Annotated in this window: 17 protein-coding genes; 7 read left to right on the forward strand and 10 right to left on the reverse strand. The window is 34.6% G+C overall.

All coding sequences use genetic code 11. The features are described 5' to 3' along the window. The first annotated feature begins 568 nt into the window (after positions 1-568). Positions 569-808 (forward strand): DUF2171 domain-containing protein, encoded by a 240-nt coding sequence (locus tag CQZ96_RS02910; RefSeq protein WP_056511128.1) that lies wholly within the window; start codon positions 569-571, stop codon positions 806-808. A gap of 125 nt (positions 809-933) precedes the next feature. On the opposite strand, the gene CQZ96_RS02915 is transcribed toward CQZ96_RS02910, so the two are convergent. Next, positions 934-1,413 (reverse strand): hemerythrin domain-containing protein, encoded by a 480-nt coding sequence (locus tag CQZ96_RS02915; RefSeq protein WP_105712646.1) that lies wholly within the window; start codon positions 1,411-1,413, stop codon positions 934-936. Positions 1,414-1,789: 376 nt separating this feature from the next. Here CQZ96_RS02915 and CQZ96_RS02920 point away from each other — a divergent pair, with 376 nt between their 5' ends. Then, positions 1,790-2,977, forward strand: a complete 1,188-nt coding sequence (locus CQZ96_RS02920) for a benzoate/H(+) symporter BenE family transporter (protein WP_105712647.1) — start codon at positions 1,790-1,792, stop codon at positions 2,975-2,977. A gap of 101 nt (positions 2,978-3,078) precedes the next feature. On the opposite strand, the gene CQZ96_RS02925 is transcribed toward CQZ96_RS02920, so the two are convergent. Next, positions 3,079-3,849 carry an alpha/beta fold hydrolase gene (locus CQZ96_RS02925; RefSeq protein WP_105712648.1) on the reverse strand — a complete coding sequence of 257 codons (771 nt, stop codon included), beginning with the start codon at positions 3,847-3,849 and terminating at the stop codon, positions 3,079-3,081. 615 nt (positions 3,850-4,464) lie between these two features. On the opposite strand from CQZ96_RS02925, the gene CQZ96_RS02930 reads away from it, so the two are divergent. Together CQZ96_RS02930 and CQZ96_RS02935 are read left to right on the forward strand one after the other, a co-directional pair. Beyond that, a complete protein-coding gene (locus CQZ96_RS02930) occupies positions 4,465-5,670 on the forward strand; it encodes an aromatic amino acid transaminase (RefSeq protein ID WP_096734101.1) in 1,206 nt (401 codons plus the stop codon). Positions 5,671-6,031: 361 nt separating this feature from the next. Beyond that, on the forward strand, positions 6,032-7,600 hold the full coding sequence (locus tag CQZ96_RS02935) for an ATP-binding cassette domain-containing protein (RefSeq protein ID WP_105712649.1): 1,569 nt from the start codon (positions 6,032-6,034) through the stop codon (positions 7,598-7,600). Between the two features lie 105 nt (positions 7,601-7,705). Here the strand turns inward: CQZ96_RS02935 and CQZ96_RS02940 are convergent, their stop codons facing one another. From CQZ96_RS02940 to CQZ96_RS02960, 5 genes are all read right to left on the reverse strand, one after another. Beyond that, the gene (locus CQZ96_RS02940) at positions 7,706-8,128 is read right to left on the reverse strand and encodes a VOC family protein (RefSeq protein ID WP_105712650.1); all 423 of its coding nucleotides are present in this window, start codon (positions 8,126-8,128) and stop codon (positions 7,706-7,708) included. Positions 8,129-8,160: 32 nt separating this feature from the next. After that, complete coding sequence (locus tag CQZ96_RS02945; RefSeq protein WP_105712651.1) at positions 8,161-8,907, reverse strand: helix-turn-helix domain-containing protein; 747 nt, start codon at positions 8,905-8,907, stop codon at positions 8,161-8,163. A gap of 166 nt (positions 8,908-9,073) precedes the next feature. Next, positions 9,074-10,483 carry a serine hydrolase gene (locus tag CQZ96_RS02950; protein WP_105712652.1) on the reverse strand — a complete coding sequence of 470 codons (1,410 nt, stop codon included), beginning with the start codon at positions 10,481-10,483 and terminating at the stop codon, positions 9,074-9,076. Between the two features lie 256 nt (positions 10,484-10,739). Then, positions 10,740-11,051 carry an I78 family peptidase inhibitor gene (locus tag CQZ96_RS02955; protein ID WP_105713013.1) on the reverse strand — a complete coding sequence of 104 codons (312 nt, stop codon included), beginning with the start codon at positions 11,049-11,051 and terminating at the stop codon, positions 10,740-10,742. 157 nt (positions 11,052-11,208) lie between these two features. Next, positions 11,209-12,318 carry an S-(hydroxymethyl)glutathione dehydrogenase/class III alcohol dehydrogenase gene (locus tag CQZ96_RS02960; protein WP_105712653.1) on the reverse strand — a complete coding sequence of 370 codons (1,110 nt, stop codon included), beginning with the start codon at positions 12,316-12,318 and terminating at the stop codon, positions 11,209-11,211. A gap of 191 nt (positions 12,319-12,509) precedes the next feature. Between CQZ96_RS02960 and CQZ96_RS02965 the strand changes: the two genes are divergently transcribed. Continuing rightward, positions 12,510-13,988 carry a phospholipase D family protein gene (locus CQZ96_RS02965; protein WP_105713014.1) on the forward strand — a complete coding sequence of 493 codons (1,479 nt, stop codon included), beginning with the start codon at positions 12,510-12,512 and terminating at the stop codon, positions 13,986-13,988. Positions 13,989-14,036: 48 nt separating this feature from the next. Here CQZ96_RS02965 and CQZ96_RS02970 read toward each other — a convergent pair whose 3' ends face one another. Both CQZ96_RS02970 and CQZ96_RS02975 read right to left on the reverse strand, forming a co-directional pair. Beyond that, positions 14,037-14,687: a class I SAM-dependent methyltransferase gene (locus tag CQZ96_RS02970; RefSeq protein WP_105712654.1), complete on the reverse strand. Its 651-nt coding sequence runs from the start codon at positions 14,685-14,687 to the stop codon at positions 14,037-14,039. Between the two features lie 79 nt (positions 14,688-14,766). After that, positions 14,767-16,164 (reverse strand): PLP-dependent aminotransferase family protein, encoded by a 1,398-nt coding sequence (locus CQZ96_RS02975; protein ID WP_056511098.1) that lies wholly within the window; start codon positions 16,162-16,164, stop codon positions 14,767-14,769. A gap of 167 nt (positions 16,165-16,331) precedes the next feature. Here CQZ96_RS02975 and CQZ96_RS02980 point away from each other — a divergent pair, with 167 nt between their 5' ends. After that, positions 16,332-17,195: a DMT family transporter gene (locus CQZ96_RS02980; RefSeq protein WP_035372056.1), complete on the forward strand. Its 864-nt coding sequence runs from the start codon at positions 16,332-16,334 to the stop codon at positions 17,193-17,195. 159 nt (positions 17,196-17,354) lie between these two features. Continuing rightward, complete coding sequence (locus CQZ96_RS02985) at positions 17,355-17,846, forward strand: pyridoxamine 5'-phosphate oxidase (RefSeq protein WP_105712655.1); 492 nt, start codon at positions 17,355-17,357, stop codon at positions 17,844-17,846. A gap of 6 nt (positions 17,847-17,852) precedes the next feature. Here CQZ96_RS02985 and CQZ96_RS02990 read toward each other — a convergent pair whose 3' ends face one another. Beyond that, complete coding sequence (locus CQZ96_RS02990) at positions 17,853-18,443, reverse strand: uracil-DNA glycosylase family protein (protein WP_105712656.1); 591 nt, start codon at positions 18,441-18,443, stop codon at positions 17,853-17,855. Between the last annotated feature and the right edge of the window lie 158 nt (positions 18,444-18,601).

The raw sequence follows: 18,601 nt of genomic DNA on the forward strand, positions 1-18,601 counted from the left end.
AATTCAATTAATCAATCAACGATAATCATCCTAGATCAAATATTTTTATTTAATATTGCTATTTGTTATAGTTTCAAGAAAGGTTTGTACAAAATTAAATTAACCAAATTAAAATAAAATTAGCTAAAAACACCATCCCTATTGAGTATTGTCTTTTTATAAATTTTTAAATAAATAACGCCAAATTACAATACAACACATTAAAACCTTACCGTTAATTATTTAAAAATAAAACATTACAAAACATAAATTTATAGCAATGCTTTTAAACAACCCCATTAAGACCAAAAACAAAAAAATAATCAAAAGAACCTCAATAAAGCTTATAAATTATAATTACATCACAAAAAACAAATAAATAAAGCATAACAAAATTAATTAATTGAGAACAGAATCACATTATTTTTAATTTTATATATTTATTCAAAAATGACATTTATAAATTAAATAAATCTATAAACCTTACATTATTAACTCAACAAAACTTAAAGCTTAAAAATACTTACATCACTAATTTTTAAATGTCTTAGACTGATATTTCAACTTGAACAATAGATGAGCAAACATTATGAGTAACGTTAATGCAAACGATATTAAAGAACATGCTTCAGTAATTGCTTCATGTGGTACACAGATCGGCAAGGTTGATCATCTTGAGGGACAAGATTCAATTAAATTGACTCGAAGTGATGATGAACATAATGAACATCATCTGATTCCATTAAGTTGGGTGAGTGAAATTAAAGATGGAAACGTAATTTTGAATAAAAATTCAGAAGAAGCAAGAAATGAGTGGCAAACATTATAGCTTTTACCTAAAATAATTTGCTATTTAAGGAATGCCAATCAATTTGATTGGCATTCTTGTCATCAAATCATCAGTTTTCAAATCTGGCTTATCTATCTAACTAAATTTAAAAAAAATTTAAATCATTAATTAATTAAACTCGTTTTGTCTTTATCAATATATTTATCATATTCACGTTGATACTTTTTAGCTAAGCTTACTTTTTCATCATCTTTTAAAATTTTGCCAGATTGCTGGAAAAATTTATGCTCTTCTTCATCTAAATGATGATGTACAAGCTTTCGTAGCTGATTTGCTATACGTAACCAACTCGGATTATTGAGTTCTTTTTCAGTAAGTTGCTCAAGTAGCTCATCAATTTCGTGATGCTCAGACAGAGCATGCCTTGTAATATTCAAACCTGCATCTGTCATCATAAGAGGTATGTAAAAATACCTGTCTTCAGCCACTGCATGTGCAAATAATTCATTTTTCAGTAATGAGAAATAATGCTTTCTTTCTTCTGAATTACCAGTAGTTTCAATTAACTTATCAGATAATTCTCTTTGCTTTTCATGACTAAATTTTAAGACATCAAATATGGTGAGTTGTTTACTATGGCTCATACTTTTATCCTATCGAAAAATTTATTTAATATTCAATCTTAGAGGATAAACTAATATTTATTATTGAACTCTTGTTTCAATAGTTTTTTAATTGTAATAACTGTTTATATTGTACGATCTATGAAATTCAAAAAATCATTAAGAAACCTAAATTGAGGGTATTTTTCTTCGCTGCATTCAAAGCACTACTCTCATTGTATTTAGCAATATAAAAACCATTCTTAACTCCTTCACCTTTACCAGAGTTAAAAAAAGCTGTCGATAAAATCATATCACCAAACTGGTACCTTAAAAAATATTAAAAGTGTATCTTATGGCAATACCACATTAAAAATACACTCTACTACTTCTTTTTAAAATCTTAGGGGTAGAGTTTATGTCTTTTCAACATCATTCTAATGATTTTCTTCCCCCCATTATGGCAGGTTTAATTTCGGTCATCGTCAATTATGGTGGTACCTTTATTTTAATCTTCCAAGCTGCGCAGATGGCTGGTCTTAGCCCTGAACTCACTGCCTCATGGGTGTGGTCTATTTCTATTGGGGTTGGTATCACTGGAATATTATTAAGTTGGTATACCCGCGAACCCATTATCACTGCGTGGTCTACGCCTGCCGCTGCATTTTTAATTACGACGCTTGTAACTGTGCCATATTCCGAAGCAATTGGCGCATATTTACTTTCTGCACTGGGATTTGTGATCTTGGGAATTACGGGCTATTTTGAAAAATTGATTCGTCTAATTCCTGCGGGTATTGCATCTGGTCTCTTGGCAGGTATTTTATTGCAATTTGGGATTGCAGCCTTTATCAATATGACAATTGATCCTTTTTTGGCGATTTCATTATTTTTGATTTACCTAATCACCAAGCGTTTTTCTGCAAGATTTGCCATTATTAGTGTCTTGGTTTTTGGCTTTATTTTCTTACTTTTACAATCACGGATTGATTTCTCTGGATTTGAACTAAAATTAGCCTCGCCTATTTTTACCACGCCAACTTTTTCTATAAACTCGATACTGAGTGTTGCCTTACCTTTATTTTTAATTACCTTAACAGGACAATATATGCCAGGTTTACTGGTTCTTAAAAATGATGGTTTTCACACCAATGCTAAACCGATTCTTATCGTGACAGGCTTAGGTTCGTTCCTCATGGCTCCATTTGGTTCACATGCGTTTAATCTTGCTGCAATCACTGCTGCAATTTGCACTGGAAAGGAATCCCACGAAGATCCTTCAAAACGCTGGATTTCAGGGATTGCCGCAGGTGTGTTTTATATTTTTGTTGGAATTTTTGGCGTAACGTTAGCAGCTGTCTTTGCAGCATTTCCAGTCGCTTTTATAAGTACTTTAGCGGGACTTGCATTATTAGGTACAATTGCTGGAAGTCTTGCAAATGCGATGAGTGATATCGATTGCCGAGAAGCCTCACTTATTACCTTTCTCTCAACGACAGCCAACATCATTTTGTTTGGTGTTGGGGGTGCATTTTGGGGTTTGGTTTTAGGTCTAATTTCATATCTTGTACTCAATGGTAAATTCAAAACCAAGACACTTTCTTGACCCTACTGGACTAAAGAACTGATAGTGTTTATAAAATAATCAGTTATAAACAGCATATTACCTTTAAATATGCTGTTTTAATTTATTCAGAGCCTAAAACCTCATTCTATAAACCCAGAGATCATTTGATTGACTACAGCCGGTTTTTCAGCATGTAACCAATGCCCGACTTGTTCAATGACTTTAACTTGGCTATGACTAAACTGGGTTTCGATTGCAGAAAAATGTTCAACTTTTGAGATATAGGGTGAGTTTCCGCCTTTAATAAACAATGCTGGAATAGGATTCACCTGCTGATTTTCCCAGCTTAAAATATCAGCATAATGATTAAATAAGGCTTGGACATTAAACAGCCATTTCCCCTTACTCAATGATTTTAATAAAAATTGAATCACCATTTCTTCTTTTAAGTATTGACGCATAATCTCTGTAGCTTCTTTACGAGATTCAATCTGTGCATTTTCAACCGCAAATAAGGCTTTAAAAATTTGATCATGGTGATTTTCTTGATATGCAAAAGGTGTCATATCCAAGACAATCATTTTTTGCATACGATCTTGCGCTAAATCTGCAAGTTTCATTGCAATTTTTCCACCCATAGAATGTCCAATCGCAATAAACTTTTCAATATTTAAATGATCAAGTGTTTGCAAAACATCCTGAGCCATCAATTGATAATTCATTTCATCTGAATGTGCAGAATGGCCATGATTTCGAACATCAATTTGCAATAAGTTGAATTTACCTTGAAATTCACGTGCAATAATGCCCAAATTACTTAAACTTCCAAATAACCCGTGAATCAATACCAGTGTGGTTTTTTGAGTCCCATTGCTATCTTGAGCTTGATCGTATTGATAATTCAGTAACATTAAAAACCATCCAGAATTTAAATATTGCGCTTGCACTATGATGACAAGAAGAGAAATGCAGAACAATAGTTTTATCATTCATTAACAATACTGCGACTTAAAAACAATCAATATCTTAACTATCTCTCCTCCAATACCGCACTTGATACACTGTTTAAGTTTTATCTTATTTATCCTCTATTTTGTAGAGAATACACATTTGGCTATAAATATAGACAAATGTGCGATGAGCTTAGGGTCTGTTGACATTTCATAAATGGCTTGCGTTGTAGACTAAAATTGAGCAGGCAAGGCAGGAAACGAAGAGAATAGCGAGACTATTTTCGAGTTTCATAACGAAGGCTGAGATAATTTTAGCCACAACCCTTCGGGACTTGTGTGTTTTTTGCCGCTACGTCGTTACGAACTACTCATTTAGAATGACTAAATTTCATATTTCGCGCCTAGTATCGCCTAAAAAACACACGTAGTCGCAAACGTAGACGAATTGTCTACAGACCCTAATCTAAAGTTGAATAAATAATAAAAAATAAACCTCAATCTACTGTTGAGTCGGGGTTTGAATTACCTATATTATCAGACTTGATTTTTTCGATTGATTTAGGACTTTAGACCATGTTTCAACATGTAGATCCTTATGCAGGTGATCCAATTCTTTCTCTAATGGAAGCCTTTGGTAAGGATGAACGGACACACAAAGTAAATTTAAGTATTGGTCTTTATTATAATGAGGACACCATTGTTCCTCAGTTAGACGCTGTAAAAGCGGCTTTGAAAAATATTGAACCAAGCAATGACAAGGTAAAGCTTTATTTACCGATGGATGGTTCAAAGTCTTATAACGAAGCAACCCAGAAATTGGTTTTAGGTGCAGATAGCCAAGCACGTAAAGATGGCCGAGCAGTGACCATTCAAACCCTAGGCGGTTCTGGTGCACTTAAAGTTGGTGCAGATTTTCTAAAAAAATACTTTCCTGAATCTGATGTTTGGGTGAGCCAACCGACCTGGGAAAACCATATTGCGATTTTTAATGGTGCGGGAATCAATTCACATTTCTACCGCTATTTTGATGCAGCAACCAATGGTGTCAATATTGAAGGCATGTTAGAGGATTTACAGCAAATCCCTGCAAAAGGCATTGTTCTCCTTCACCCTTGTTGCCATAACCCAACAGGCGCAGATTTAACACCTGCTGAATGGGATCGTGTGATTGAAGTATTGAAAGCACGTGATTTAATTCCATTCCTCGATATTGCTTACCAAGGTTTTGGTCAAGGCTTAGAAGAAGATGCTTATGCAATTCGTGCTTTAGACAAGTCAGGATTGAATTTCATTGTTAGCAATTCATTCTCTAAAATTTTCTCACTATATGGTGAGCGTGTTGGTGGCTTAAGCTTTATTTGTGATGACCAAGCAACTGCACAAAAGGTTTTAGGTCAGCTTAAAGCAACTGTACGCCGTATCTACTCAAGCCCACCTACAACGGGTGCCTTAGTGGTTGATAATGTATTGAATGATGCAACATTAACTGAAAAATGGCATGCAGAACTTAAAGAAATGCGTGAGCGTATCATCCAAATGCGCGAACTATTAAAGGCAAAATTAACTGCTGCTTTACCTGGTCGTAATTTTGATTACCTTACAGAACAACAAGGCATGTTTAGCTATACAGGTTTAACGGCTGAACAAGTGGATATATTGAAAGATCAATATGCCATTTATTTGCTACGTAGTGGCCGTATGTGTGCAGCGGGCTTAAATTTAAAAAATATTGATTATGTAGCAACATCTGTTGCAGAAGTCATTAAAGCAACTGCTTAAATAAATTGATAAGCGTTGATTGAATCAATCAACTGCCACTTAACTCCCTTTTCATAAGGGAGTTAAGTTTTTGAGATGATTCTTTTTTAAATGAGCATTTTAAAAGCTTAACATTGACATACAGATTTATTTTTATACAATAAGCATTCTTATCCCCCCTTTCTTAAAAGAGTAACGCCAATGAAGTAAGTCATTTTCTCATCATTATTTATTTAATTTTTGATGTGCAAAATAGATTCTACTCAAGGCTACACTTATCTTTTGGTTCTGATACCGTCTTTACGATAAATTAAATAATCTACTGTTATTTAAAGCTTTTATTACATACTATTTTGTGCATCCTCTATATGAGGATCATTGAATGCAACAAGCATGTATTATTTCAAATTTGAGTTTGGCATTCCCCACTCAAACAATGTTTACTCAACTGAATTTTGTGCTTTTTTCAGGGCAAACTTCTGCTGTGATTGGCCGTAATGGTTTGGGAAAATCATTACTTTTTAAACTATTACACCTACAACAGCATTCAGATTTAGCCTATTCAGGGCAAATTGCATGGCATATCCAACATGATTATTTAGCACAATTACAACGATTAAATGCCAAAACTATAGCTGAAGCTTTAGACATTGCTCATCTACATAATGCTTTTGAACGTATTGAAAACAGTAGTGCCAATTTTGAAGATTATGATTTGGTGGAAAACTGTTGGGATTTACCTCAAAAATGGCAACAAATTTTAAGCAATGCACAACTGCCGCTTGATTTAAATTTTCCCATACACTACTTAAGTGAAGGTCAAAAAACCAAGCTAGCTTTGTGTCGCTTATTTCTAAAACAAGATCATTATCTACTTTTAGATGAGCCAAGTAATCATTTAGATACCATGGCAAGAAAATGGTTAATTGAATCGATTCAGGCACATAAGGCGGGAGTTTGTATTATTAGTCATGATCTTCAATTGCTGAATCAAGTGCAGCATATTTATGCTTTAACCGCGCAAGGTTTACAAGATGTTTCGGGCAATTATGCTGATTATGTTCAACAGCACCAACAACAAATCCATGCCTTAACTCAGTCTATTCAACAAGAAAAACGTGAATTTAAACAGTTAAAGCAACAACAGCATGATAGTTTAATGAAAGCACAAAAACGTCAACGTAAAGGTGCTCAATTGCGTGACTCGAACTCTCAAGCCAAGATTCTACTGGATTTTAAAAAAGAGCAAGCTGGGCAAAGTTTTGGGAAATTACGTGCACAGCAAATTCGCCAAGCTAATGAAACACAGAGCAGTTTACAGGAGAAACAAATAGCATTAGAAAAAATTAAACCACAACGATTTGACTTTCAATTTCAATCATCTAAGCAAGGTGAAATTTTAAGAATTCACGATTTACAATTGCCTTATGCCACCCTACAGAACATAAAGTTGTCACTCCAAGCCGGTGAAAAAATCCAGCTTAAAGGGGCAAATGGCGTGGGTAAATCCACCTTATTAAAAATAATTGATCAATCACAAAGTACTGAAATTTTCTTTACTGGGCAAAGTTTATATTTGGATCAAAATTTTAGTTTACTCAATGATGATCTTTCTGTGATCGAGAATTTAGCGAAATTTAATCCAGATCTGCTGGAGGTCGAATGGCGAAATTTATTAGGTCAACTGCGGATCCGCCGCGAAAAAGCACTCTTAAAATTGGGGCAACTCAGTGGTGGTGAAAAACTTAAAGTTGCATTACTTGGAATAAGTCAGCATCATCAAAATATTGATTTATTGTTATTGGATGAACCTGAAAATCACTTAGACATCGAGTCACGAGAATTACTTGCGCAAGCCATTGAGCAATTTAAAGGTGCTGTCATTCTGGTCTCTCATGATGATTGTTTTGTTAAGCAATCTGGAGTAAATGAAGCATTTTTACTGAGTTAAAAGTATTACTTCATTCTGATCATTTTGAAAAACTTTCCGCCAATGGTTTATTGCCCATATGGCGGATTTCATTGGTCAAGATGTTAAATTGATGTTGTAAGGCATTTATCCAACTTTTTCAGCAAAGCCAAGAATATAGCCATTCAGATCTTTTAAATAGAATTCTTGCATACCATACCATGTTGTTTTTAGTTCAGTGAGCTGAAGATTTTTATGCTTTAGTGCTAAATAAAATTCATTAATACCCTCTATTTCCATATAAAAAGATACTGTTGCTCCAATAGCTAGCCCTTTTGAAAAAACAACATCATTTTTAAAGGTATCAGAACGTTGAAACATAAATTCCACGTTATCCCTCTGTACCAGAGCATAAACATATTCTTTATTTTCTAGAAAAGTTTGATCGATTCCATCTTGTGATTCCGGAACCGCCATGATCAGATTAAAGCCTAGGTTTTCTGTGTAAAAAGCCGTTGTTTTTTTAATATCAGTCACTTCAAAGTTTGGAGAAATTTTGCAAATTTTCATTTTTAATTCATCTTTAAATGTAAGTTATAGAATTATTGCCTTTCTTCCATTTTTAATAATTGTAAAAATCGGTCGTTTTTGTTTTTACTTAACGCTTTGGGCGTTGCCCCAGTATATTTTTTAATTTCTTTGATAAAATGCGCTTGATCAAAATAGTCAGAATTTGGATTTAGATTACCATTTGAAATTTCTGGGTAAGTCGCATTACAACGTACAATACTTAAAAATTCCTTGAATGTAATGCCGAAATTGGATTGAAAATATCTATTTATTTGCCTGCTACTCCAAAAAATGCTATTGGAAATTTCAGACACCGATGTAGATTTTTTTTGATACACGATTTCAAATAGTTTTAATTTTCTGCGATCAATGGGCTTTAAGAATTTTATTGAAGCGTCTAAATTGTTCGTTATTTCAGAAACAAATTTATCAAACTCGTCTGAATGATACTCGTCAATTCTCCAAAAAAACTCAGGTAAATTTATCGTCATATCTAAAATAGATTTTATCGGTGTTCTAAATATATACTCAAGGGCTAACAGCTTGAATCTGATTGCAAAGAACTTGGTGTTTTTAGAAATTTGTATGTCTTTTGGTCTTGTCCATATTCCAGTCAGTTTTACTTTTGTTAAATTTCCATCTACGAACTCGATAATTAAGTCAAAGTAACCATCTGGCAAAATGGTATGCTGAACATCTATTCCCATAGTTTCGTAATACCAAAAACACTTCACAAAATTACTCAAAAATCCATTTGGTTCAATTTCCCTGTATTTCATTTTAGTATCTCTCTAAAGTGACATATAACGACAAGAATATGAATTTCAATTGAGGGACAAAACTTGTATTTTTTATTTCAATCCAGCTATCACAAGCTAAAAGCAAACTTCCAATCTACTAAAAATATTTGCAGTGTTAAACTTCCCCATATGCAAAATCCAAATATTATTTTTGCTTCTCATCTATAAGCTGAAAACATAATTTATCAATGTTTTTCGTTTTTGGATGAAAAGCTGAGAGGTTAGATAGCACAATAACAGCAGTCTTATCCTCAACATTTATAGCCATTGAAGATGAATAGCCACCAGTTCCGCCATTGTGCCAAACCAAATCTTTTCCTTTTTGTGATTTCAACAAATGCCAAGCTAAACCGATTTTCATATCTTTGTTCATTTCAAAGGTCGGTGTACGCGTTAAAGTCAATTCGGTATTTTTAGGATCGAATTGTGCGATTGCAAATTTTGCTAAATCCTCTGTGGTTGATAATAGCCCGCCAGCACCAAACAAAACGTCAAAATCCCAATTTGATACGATTTGTCCATCAGGATTTTGTCCCTTTACTAACTTATTATCTAGATTTTGCGAGTTTACAAATGAGTTTTTCATTGTGTATTTATCAAAAATTCTCTTTTGTAATAATGTTTGAAAGCTTTTTCCTTGTGATACGCCAAGTGTATAGCCTAATAACCCCGCCCCTAAATTAGAATAAACATATTTTTTTTCAGGCTCATTTTCAATTTTCAAATCATCTTTAAGGTATTGTTCAATCTGACTTTTACCATAATCTTTGTAGGGATTGCTTTGATTCGATAAATCTAGATTCTCAGGTAAGCGTGGTAAACCGGAGGTATGATTAGCCAAGTCTTTAAAATTCAGTTGAGTGTTATTTTTAAATTTTAAAGATGGATAAAATGGATTGATTTCATCCGTTAATTTAATTTTACCTTCATCAACAAGCGAAGCTAAAACGGTCGATGTAAAAACTTTCGTAATAGAACCAATTTCAAAAACCTTATTCTGGTTTTCGATCGGTTTGATCATACCTTCAGTTTTTATAACCCCATAATATTTCACTTTTTGATTTTGAACGACTGCAATAGAAAGTTGCGTATTATTTGGAAAATTTTGGCTATTCGAAAAAATGATGTCTGAGATTTCTTTTGGATAAGCGTTAAGTGCATTCACAGTATTACTACTATTTATCTCTTTTTGGACTTCATTAGGCTTCATAATAAGTCCCTTGATATGATTTTCTTGATCAAGCGAAATATTGACCGTTAACACCATTTTCTCAAACTTGGTTTTATAACTTTGATAAGTTCCTTGTTGATCGCTGAGAAATTCTTTACTTTCAATTTTTCCTGCCTGAGATTTTAATCCTGAGAAAAATTGCTTTGTCTTTTCAAGCGGCAATGTTTTTTTCATTTCAGCAGAAAATACATCATAAATTTTTTCATACTGATCAGCATTATAGTTGTTTATAAAATTATCCATGGCAATTTTATAGTTTTCACTCTGAGCAAATATTGAGTTTGATATCAAAATCGTAAATAGGATTAAAAATAGTCTTTTCATAAGGTTTTAATAATAGCTAATGAATTGAAGTCTTGTGCTCTAACGCTACACATCCAAAAGTACAGCTTAAAACATAACAAAAAAACTGCTTTAAGCAAGTATTATCTGTCACTCAGTAGCAAAACATTGTTATTTTAGTTTTTTATAATGATTGTTCTATGTCGAATAGATCAAGCGAATTTGTTAAATTAAACTTTAAAATGATGATTGAATAAATCAGTATTTATTCAATCATATAAGACTTAAATTTGTGCCATTAACCACAAGTCGCTTGGGTAATTTTTTTGGTCGCAGGATCTACAGTTACCGTCACACGTTCAATACGATAATCCATAGTTACCCCTTGATTTGGCTCAACTTTACGTACGATTGATGCCTGTGTAAGCTGCTTAATTTTCGCTTCAGACATATCATTTTGTCCAATCAACTGAGTCGCGCGTTCTGCAATACATGTGGTTTGAGTGTTTTGTGCTGTTTGATCTTGCGTTGTTGCATTGGTTTGAAGCGAAGAACATGCTGATACGGTTAAAGCCATGATACCAAGACCTAAAATTGCAACATTTTTCATAAGACGACCTATTTTGATTTTTTGCTTTAAAGCCATAACATAACAAAAAAAGATAAGCTTAGAAAATTAATATATAAAACTCATACATTTATCATGCAAATAAAAACCAGCGATACATGATGTCTCACTGGTTCTTGGTCGTACTCAGTATTTAAGCTTAAAAGTTAATCACTGTACGGATTGATTTACCTGCATGCATTAAATCAAATGCTTCATTAATTTTATCTAAGCCCATTGTATGGGTAACAAAAGGTGCAAGTTGGATATCACCTTTCATCGCATCTTCAACCATACCTGGCAATTGTGTACGGCCTTTTACCCCACCAAATGCGGTTCCTTTCCATGTGCGGCCAGTCACAAGCTGGAACGGACGGGTAGAAATTTCTTGACCAGCACCTGCTACACCAATGATGACCGATTGTCCCCACCCACGATGAGCACATTCAAGTGCTGAACGCATCACATTGACATTACCGATACATTCAAATGAATGGTCTACACCCCAACCTGTCATTTCAACAATCACTTCTTGAACAGGTTTGTCATAGTCTTTTGGATTAACGAAATCAGTTGCACCAAACTCTTCTGCCAACTTAAATTTTTCAGGATTGGTATCAACAACAATGATCCGACCTGCTTTCGCTTGACGCGCACCTTGTACAACAGCCAAACCAATACCACCTAAACCAAATACAGCAACTGAATCACCTTCTTGTACTTTTGCCGTGTTATGGACTGCGCCAATACCTGTCGTTACACCACACCCCAGTAAACAGACATGTTCAGGATTTGCTTCTGGGTTAATTTTAGCCAATGACACTTCAGCAACAACGGTATATTCACTAAAAGTTGAACACCCCATATAGTGGTAAATAGGTTCACCATTATAAGAAAAACGTGTCGTTCCATCAGGCATAACCCCTTTACCTTGTGTAGCACGAACGGCTGTACACAGGTTGGTTTTACCTGATTTACAGAATAAGCATTCGCCACATTCTGCCGTATATAAAGGAATCACATGATCCCCAGGTTTTACTGAAGTTACCCCTTCACCAACTTCGACAACAATACCAGCCCCTTCATGACCTAAAACTGCTGGAAATACGCCTTCTGGATCATCACCTGATAAAGTAAATGCATCTGTATGACAAACCCCTGTATGGGTAATTTTAACAAGGACTTCGCCTTTTTGTGGAGGAGCAACATCAATTTCCACAATTTCTAAAGGTTTTCCTGGACCAAATGCAACAGCAGCACGTGATTTCATAGCTAAATATCCTAATAGGTTTGTGTTTTAACAGTTGGACTACAGTAACCTTTTTCTCTTTACAGATTCAACTATTAACTTGATGATATGATTTAGTAAAATTTAAAGTACTCATTGAAAGAATGAATCATTCAAAGACTTCACTTGCCTTCGTTATTTTGGCTTTTTCAATCACTGGATGTAGTTTAGCTATGAATCAACCAGAACAAGAACAACAAGTTAAAGTATATGCAGAGCATTGGATCAATGAGCCTCAAGCAAAACAGATGCTTACTCAAGGTCTCACTGCATATTTAGCCATGAATGATGCTTTCCAAAGTATCGCGTCACGTATCCATCTGATTCGGAAAGCCAAATATACACTTGATTTACAATACTATATTTGGGCAGATGATTTTATTGGCAATTTAATGCTACACGAATTGCTTAAAGCTGCTGACCGCGGTGTAAAAGTACGCTTATTAATCGATGATCAAAATGGAACAAAAATAGATCGGCAATTAAGTGCATTGCTGACACATCCAAACATTTCGATCAAATTATACAATCCTTATAAATTCCGACACTTTCGTGTAATGGATTATATTTTTAGAATGAACAGAATCAACCATCGAATGCACAATAAATTAATTATTGCTGATGGTGCAATTGCTGTAACAGGCGGACGAAATATCAGCAGTGAATATTTTGATGCCAGTGAATCTTTCCAATTTACCGACATGGATATTTTATTTTTTGGTAAAGCGGTCAATCGTGCAAATGAAGTTTTTACCGACTTTTGGAATTTTCAATTAAGCTATCCGATTGATCAATTTATTCATAAAGGTTCTGAACACGATTTATTAACCTTGCGAAAAAGCTTTGAACGACTTGAACAAGCTGAACAGACGACAGATGAAAAAGTAAATCTTGAGCAGAAAGAACTCGCCAATGAGCTTAATCAAAATAAAATCAATTGGGCTTATGCCGATTTTCTGGCAGATTCTCCAAAGAAAAGTTTAGGACAAGCACACGGCAATGAATTAATTTCACACCAAATTCACCAACATTTGGGTGACCCCAAACAAGAAATGGATTTAATTGCCGCTTATTTTGTTCCTACAAAAAATGGGACGGATTTTATTAACCAATTCCCTAAACAAAATGTCAAAGTGAGAATTTTAACCAACTCCTTTATGGCAAATGATGTTGCGCTTGTCCATGCGTTTTATCAAAAGTATCGAGTTGACCTGCTTAAAGGAGGCGCAAAACTTTATGAATTTAAACCCTATATAGAACGCAATCGCCGTACTTGGTATGAGGTCCTCACAGGAAATATCATTCCGAAAAAAGGCAAAAATAAATCCAGTTTGCATGCAAAATTTATCAATATTGATGACAAGGTCTTTATTGGTTCATTTAACCTAGATCCAAGATCATTCAATATCAATACCGAAGTTGGACTGGTTGTTCAATCAGATCCTTTACAGGAACAAATTTCAAATCTATTGGATCAAACCCTATTTAGGGTTGCTTATGAGTTAAAACTTAATCCGCAAGGTGAACTGATCTGGTTAGATCATCGTGCTGATGGCAAAGTGATTGAATATAAAGTTGATCCTGAAACTACGCGATTCCAACGATTTGTCATGTATAGTGTGTCATATTTGCCACTTGAATGGATGATGTAAGTTTAATGTAATGACAACATGCATACTAAATGCATTACAATCTTAAGACTATAAATAACACTCAAACAGACAGAGTCCTTTGATCTCTTTAACCAGTTCTATGTCAGTAAAGCCTGCATATTTTAAGCTTTGAAAATGTTCATGTTTCGACATATACAAGTCATTATTGCTCATCGCGTCTGATGCAAAAATATGGTCACAGACCAAATACAGAGCATCACGTTTTAATAATGTCTTTACTTGTTGATGAAATTGATTTGCATAGTTTTTATGGCGTAACTCATGTAAAGCTTGATGAATAATGATGGCATCATATTGTCCAAGCTGATCGCGCCAATCTTCATTTTTAAAATCAGCAATCAGATATTGCACTCTGCCTAACTCAGAAGAAAGTAGCTTACTTTTAGAAAGCTCATGCATTGCATCAGAGAAATCTAGCGCTGTATATTCAATATCAGCACACTGGGTAAGTAAATGTTTGGCAAGAAAACCAGGACCTGAACCTATTTCTAAAATATTGAACTGCGCGTTTTGATCAGTTTGATAGTGTTTCTCTTTGGCTGCTTTTTGAATTAAATTCACATAATAGTCAAAAAACTCATAACGCCATGGGCGTTTTTCATTGGCTTCATTAGCCCATTGCAAAGCATCTTGCGGATTTTTTAAATCAATTGGACTTGGTATATCCTGAACACTCATTATAATTATTCCACTGAAATCAATATAAATTTGCTTACTATTTACCCATATTTTAAAGCAATAAGGAAAAGGATTTTCGCTAACTTTGTAAGTTATTTATTTTTAACTGCTGAATTGACATTGCTAAGATATCAAAGACCTTTTTATCCACGCATTGTGCAACATTAAAGCGCATGAACTGTCCTGCATTTTCAGCTTGGCTAAAAGAATTACCCGGTGCAAGAATTACGCCCTGTTTGAGACATAATTTTGATAATTCCGCCGCATGTATACCATCTGGCAATTTGCACCATAAAAAAATCCCTGCTGTTGGCACAATCCACGGTTTTATACCGAGTTGCCCCAACTTTTGCATCATTTCATTGCTGACTTTAAGCAAATGTTTCTTTAACCAATCTAAATGTTTAGGATAACTGCTGTCCATTAAAGCCTGATAAATAATTTCTGCATTTAAATGACTATTGCTAAAGTTGGTCGCAATTCTTAAATCTATTAATTGATCAATCAGCTCAGACTCCGCAATGATATAACCGCAACGAATTGCTGCTGAAAGGGTTTTGGTAAAACTGCCAATCTGAATGACATGTTTAAAACCGGCTAATGAAGCATAACGTGGTGCGGGTGTATATTCAAAATCAGCAAAAATTTCATCTTCAATAATCAATAAATCAGTTTTCTCAACCAGCTTGGAAATTTGATAAACCGTTTGTAGCGAAATCGTGGCTCCTGTTGGGTTATGAATCCCTGAATTGGTTAAATAGATTTTTGGCTTTAAATTCAGTGCTTGTTCAAATTTCTCTACATCTGGTCCCGTTTCTGTAAACGGAATTGGAACGGCTTTTAAATGATGGGCCTTAATCAAAGCGCGGAAATTAAAATAGCAAGGATCATCAATCAAGATCACATCACCTGCGCTAAGCAGGTGTCTGAAAATTAAATCAATGGACTGGGTTGCTGAGTCAGTAATAAGAATTTGATTCAGTTTGAATTTTAAATCATACAGTTCTTTTTTTCTGGCAATAAATTTACGCAACTCCAAATGTCCATGCGGTGTTGCATAATCGGTGAGCATGATGATTTCAGACTTAGCAGCTTGTTTTAACGCTTTACGGATTGATTGTTCAGGCATCCAAGTAGTGGGTAACCAGCCACAACCCGGTTTTAGCACATCCGTCTTCGCCTCTAATGACTGCCTTGAAATCCATAAAGGATCTATTTCACGTTGATACTGTATTTCAGTATCAATCATTTGCATCGGTTCAGCTTTACCTAATACATAGTAACCAGAACCAAGACGAGATTCTAAAACACCTTCCGCAACTAATCTGGCATAGGCTTCAACGATCGTTGAAACAGAACAGTTTGTTTGTGTAGCAAACTGACGGACTGAAGGTAAGCGTGAACCTGCAATCAAACTTTTATTCGAAATTTGATTTTTAATCATCAGCACTGTTTGTTCAATTTTAGTTTTTGCCATTTAAAACCACATATTTTAAAGATAAGAAATCTGAGAAAACTCGTTAGATTGAGTAGAATTGTACTGGTAAAAATAGCATAACAGTTATTTAAAATTGTACTGTAGTGTACATATATATTTCCAGTAAATAGCGCTTAAATCATCATAAATTGACTGAGTAATTGATGATGGATAAAACAAATATTGGCTGGCTAAATGGTTTTATTGGTGTCGCGATTTTTGCTGGCTCTTTGCCCGCAACCCGTATTGCTGTCATGGGGTTTAGTCCAGAATTTTTAACCACAGCTCGGGCAGCGATTGCAGGAAGTATTGCTTTAATCTGCCTGTTTATTTTACAGCAATCAAAACCCACTTTTGCCCAATTTAAATCATTGGTTATTGTGGCTTTAGGTGTGGTGATTGGTTTTCCATTATTTACAGCCTTAGCTTTACAAACAGTATCCTCTGCACATGCTATTGTCTTTGTTGGTCTCTTGCCTTTATCGACTGCAATTTTTGCAGTTTTACGCGGGGGTGAAAAGCCTGCTACACAATTTTGGTTATTTGCCTTAATTGGTAGTGCCATTGTGGTTGGATTTATGTTTTATGAAAACCGTAATTTAAGTTTTAGTGTGGGTGATCTCTATATGCTTGCATCAATTGTTGTCTGTGGACTGGGTTATGCTGAAGGTGGAAAGCTTTCAAGAGAACTGGGTGGATGGCAAGTGATTTGTTGGGCTTTAGTGGTTGCATTACCCTTGATGCTTATCTCAAGTCTATATTACCTACCTGCAAGCTTTGCAAATATTCATTGGCCTGAAACAATTGGTTTAATCTATGTGTCGCTGTTTAGTATGTTGATTGGCTTTATTTTTTGGTACAAAGGTTTAGCGTTGGGCGGAATTGCCAAAGTTGGACAAATTCAATTGGTACAACCGTTTATTGGTTTAATGCTTTCAGCGGTTCTATTGGGTGAGCATGTAAGTTTTGCGATGATTGTTGTTTGTTTTGCAGTTGTGATCTGTGTTGCTCTGGCAAAACGATTTGCATAGAAAATGGAAAGGCTTAAAGCATTTATTGACTGTATGTGTATATCGATTTAATCAAGTACAATGGGATAAATGCCTAAGCTAGAACAAAAACTGTCAATTACAGATATGGTTTATTTTGCTAATTTTATTCAACATGTTGACGCTTTAAGGAGAAAAAACATGATTGATTCCCAAAATTGGCAACAAATAATAAAAACCATTTCAACTGCTCAACGTGCCTCTATGCATTGTTCGATTGCAACTGTCGATCAATTAGGGCAACCCAATATAACGCCTATAGGAACCGTATTCTTAAAAAATAATCAAACTGGATTTTTCTTTGATACTTATAGTGAATCATTTAAAGAAAACATTCCTAACAATAGCAAAGCATGTTTACAAGCAGTGAATATTAAGCGTTTTTTCTGGTTGAAATCGATGATTTTAGGTAAATTTTCAGATTTCCCTGGTGTTCGTTTAAATATCGAAATTAGTGAACTACGTATCGCCACTGCTGAAGAATTAGCAATGATTGAACAGCGTATCAAACCACTCTCATGGACTAAAGGGAGCCAATTGATTTGGTCTAGTTTTACCCATGTTCGAGATTTTAACGTAACTGGTTTTAAATGGGTTCAATACCCAACCATGATGCCAAATTATGAGTTTTAAGCTTACTTAAAGTAAGCCTATTTCTTTAAATAAGTTCTTATATGCCTCTGCCTTCTTATCCAGTGCTAATGGATACGCTCTTGATGAAGAAGGCATCCGATATAAACATATCTCTCGTTCAGCAAATATAGCTTGTGAGGATTGCCCTATCTGTGGCTTTTCAGTTTCTTCAGGCATAGATAACATCAGGGTATCTGTTGCCTTATCTCCAGTGGTCATGATGCTGTTACATTCAGGAATTTGCGCTAAAAGCTGTGATAGGTCTGTGGGGGTTTTAATCTGTAGGAATTTATCTGAGGCATTCCCTTTTAAGCGAATAACTTGATACGCCGTATCAAAAATTGCGATACCTTTTTCGATTAAGAATTCGCGAATGCGTTGTTCTTTAAAATTTTTATTGGGTAAATCTAAAAAGTGGTCTTTATTTTCAAAGAAAATAAGCCCAAAAATCCGCCACATATCATTTTGATAATTCGGATAATAAAAATCCATCTTCCATCTGCTTTGAGGCGGTGGAAAGCTACCAAGCATCAACAGCTTAGCATTTGAAGGAAGAAATGGTTTAAGTGGGTGGGTTTCTATCTCTATATCAGTCATTTATTAAAAGAACCAAAGTTTATAATTTAGTGAAAATTTTAATGATTTTATCTGGATTTTAATTTTTTACCTATGCCTTTTGGTATCTCTAATTTGTACTTTCAAATTTTTTACTGAAAATTCGGAATACTCTTTTTTATACAGCACATTCAACCTGT

Origin of the sequence: Acinetobacter sp. MYb10, from assembly GCF_002980175.2 — a bacterium.
Lineage (GTDB): Bacteria > Pseudomonadota > Gammaproteobacteria > Pseudomonadales > Moraxellaceae > Acinetobacter > Acinetobacter guillouiae.

Coding starts and splice junctions, on each gene's coding strand:
- CQZ96_RS02960 (WP_105712653.1), bottom strand. CDS start 12,318: ATGAAATCACGTGCTGCTGTTGCATTTGGTCCAGGAAAACCTTTAGAA.
- CQZ96_RS02985 (WP_105712655.1), top strand. CDS start 17,355: ATGATTGATTCCCAAAATTGGCAACAAATAATAAAAACCATTTCAACT.
- CQZ96_RS02990 (WP_105712656.1), bottom strand. CDS start 18,443: ATGACTGATATAGAGATAGAAACCCACCCACTTAAACCATTTCTTCCT.
- CQZ96_RS02925 (WP_105712648.1), bottom strand. CDS start 3,849: ATGTTACTGAATTATCAATACGATCAAGCTCAAGATAGCAATGGGACT.
- CQZ96_RS02910 (WP_056511128.1), top strand. CDS start 569: ATGAGTAACGTTAATGCAAACGATATTAAAGAACATGCTTCAGTAATT.
- CQZ96_RS02955 (WP_105713013.1), bottom strand. CDS start 11,051: ATGAAAAATGTTGCAATTTTAGGTCTTGGTATCATGGCTTTAACCGTA.
- CQZ96_RS02975 (WP_056511098.1), bottom strand. CDS start 16,164: ATGGCAAAAACTAAAATTGAACAAACAGTGCTGATGATTAAAAATCAA.
- CQZ96_RS02980 (WP_035372056.1), top strand. CDS start 16,332: ATGGATAAAACAAATATTGGCTGGCTAAATGGTTTTATTGGTGTCGCG.
- CQZ96_RS02920 (WP_105712647.1), top strand. CDS start 1,790: ATGTCTTTTCAACATCATTCTAATGATTTTCTTCCCCCCATTATGGCA.
- CQZ96_RS02950 (WP_105712652.1), bottom strand. CDS start 10,483: ATGAAAAGACTATTTTTAATCCTATTTACGATTTTGATATCAAACTCA.
- CQZ96_RS02940 (WP_105712650.1), bottom strand. CDS start 8,128: ATGAAAATTTGCAAAATTTCTCCAAACTTTGAAGTGACTGATATTAAA.
- CQZ96_RS02965 (WP_105713014.1), top strand. CDS start 12,510: ATGAATCAACCAGAACAAGAACAACAAGTTAAAGTATATGCAGAGCAT.
- CQZ96_RS02935 (WP_105712649.1), top strand. CDS start 6,032: ATGCAACAAGCATGTATTATTTCAAATTTGAGTTTGGCATTCCCCACT.
- CQZ96_RS02970 (WP_105712654.1), bottom strand. CDS start 14,687: ATGAGTGTTCAGGATATACCAAGTCCAATTGATTTAAAAAATCCGCAA.
- CQZ96_RS02930 (WP_096734101.1), top strand. CDS start 4,465: ATGTTTCAACATGTAGATCCTTATGCAGGTGATCCAATTCTTTCTCTA.
- CQZ96_RS02915 (WP_105712646.1), bottom strand. CDS start 1,413: ATGAGCCATAGTAAACAACTCACCATATTTGATGTCTTAAAATTTAGT.
- CQZ96_RS02945 (WP_105712651.1), bottom strand. CDS start 8,907: ATGAAATACAGGGAAATTGAACCAAATGGATTTTTGAGTAATTTTGTG.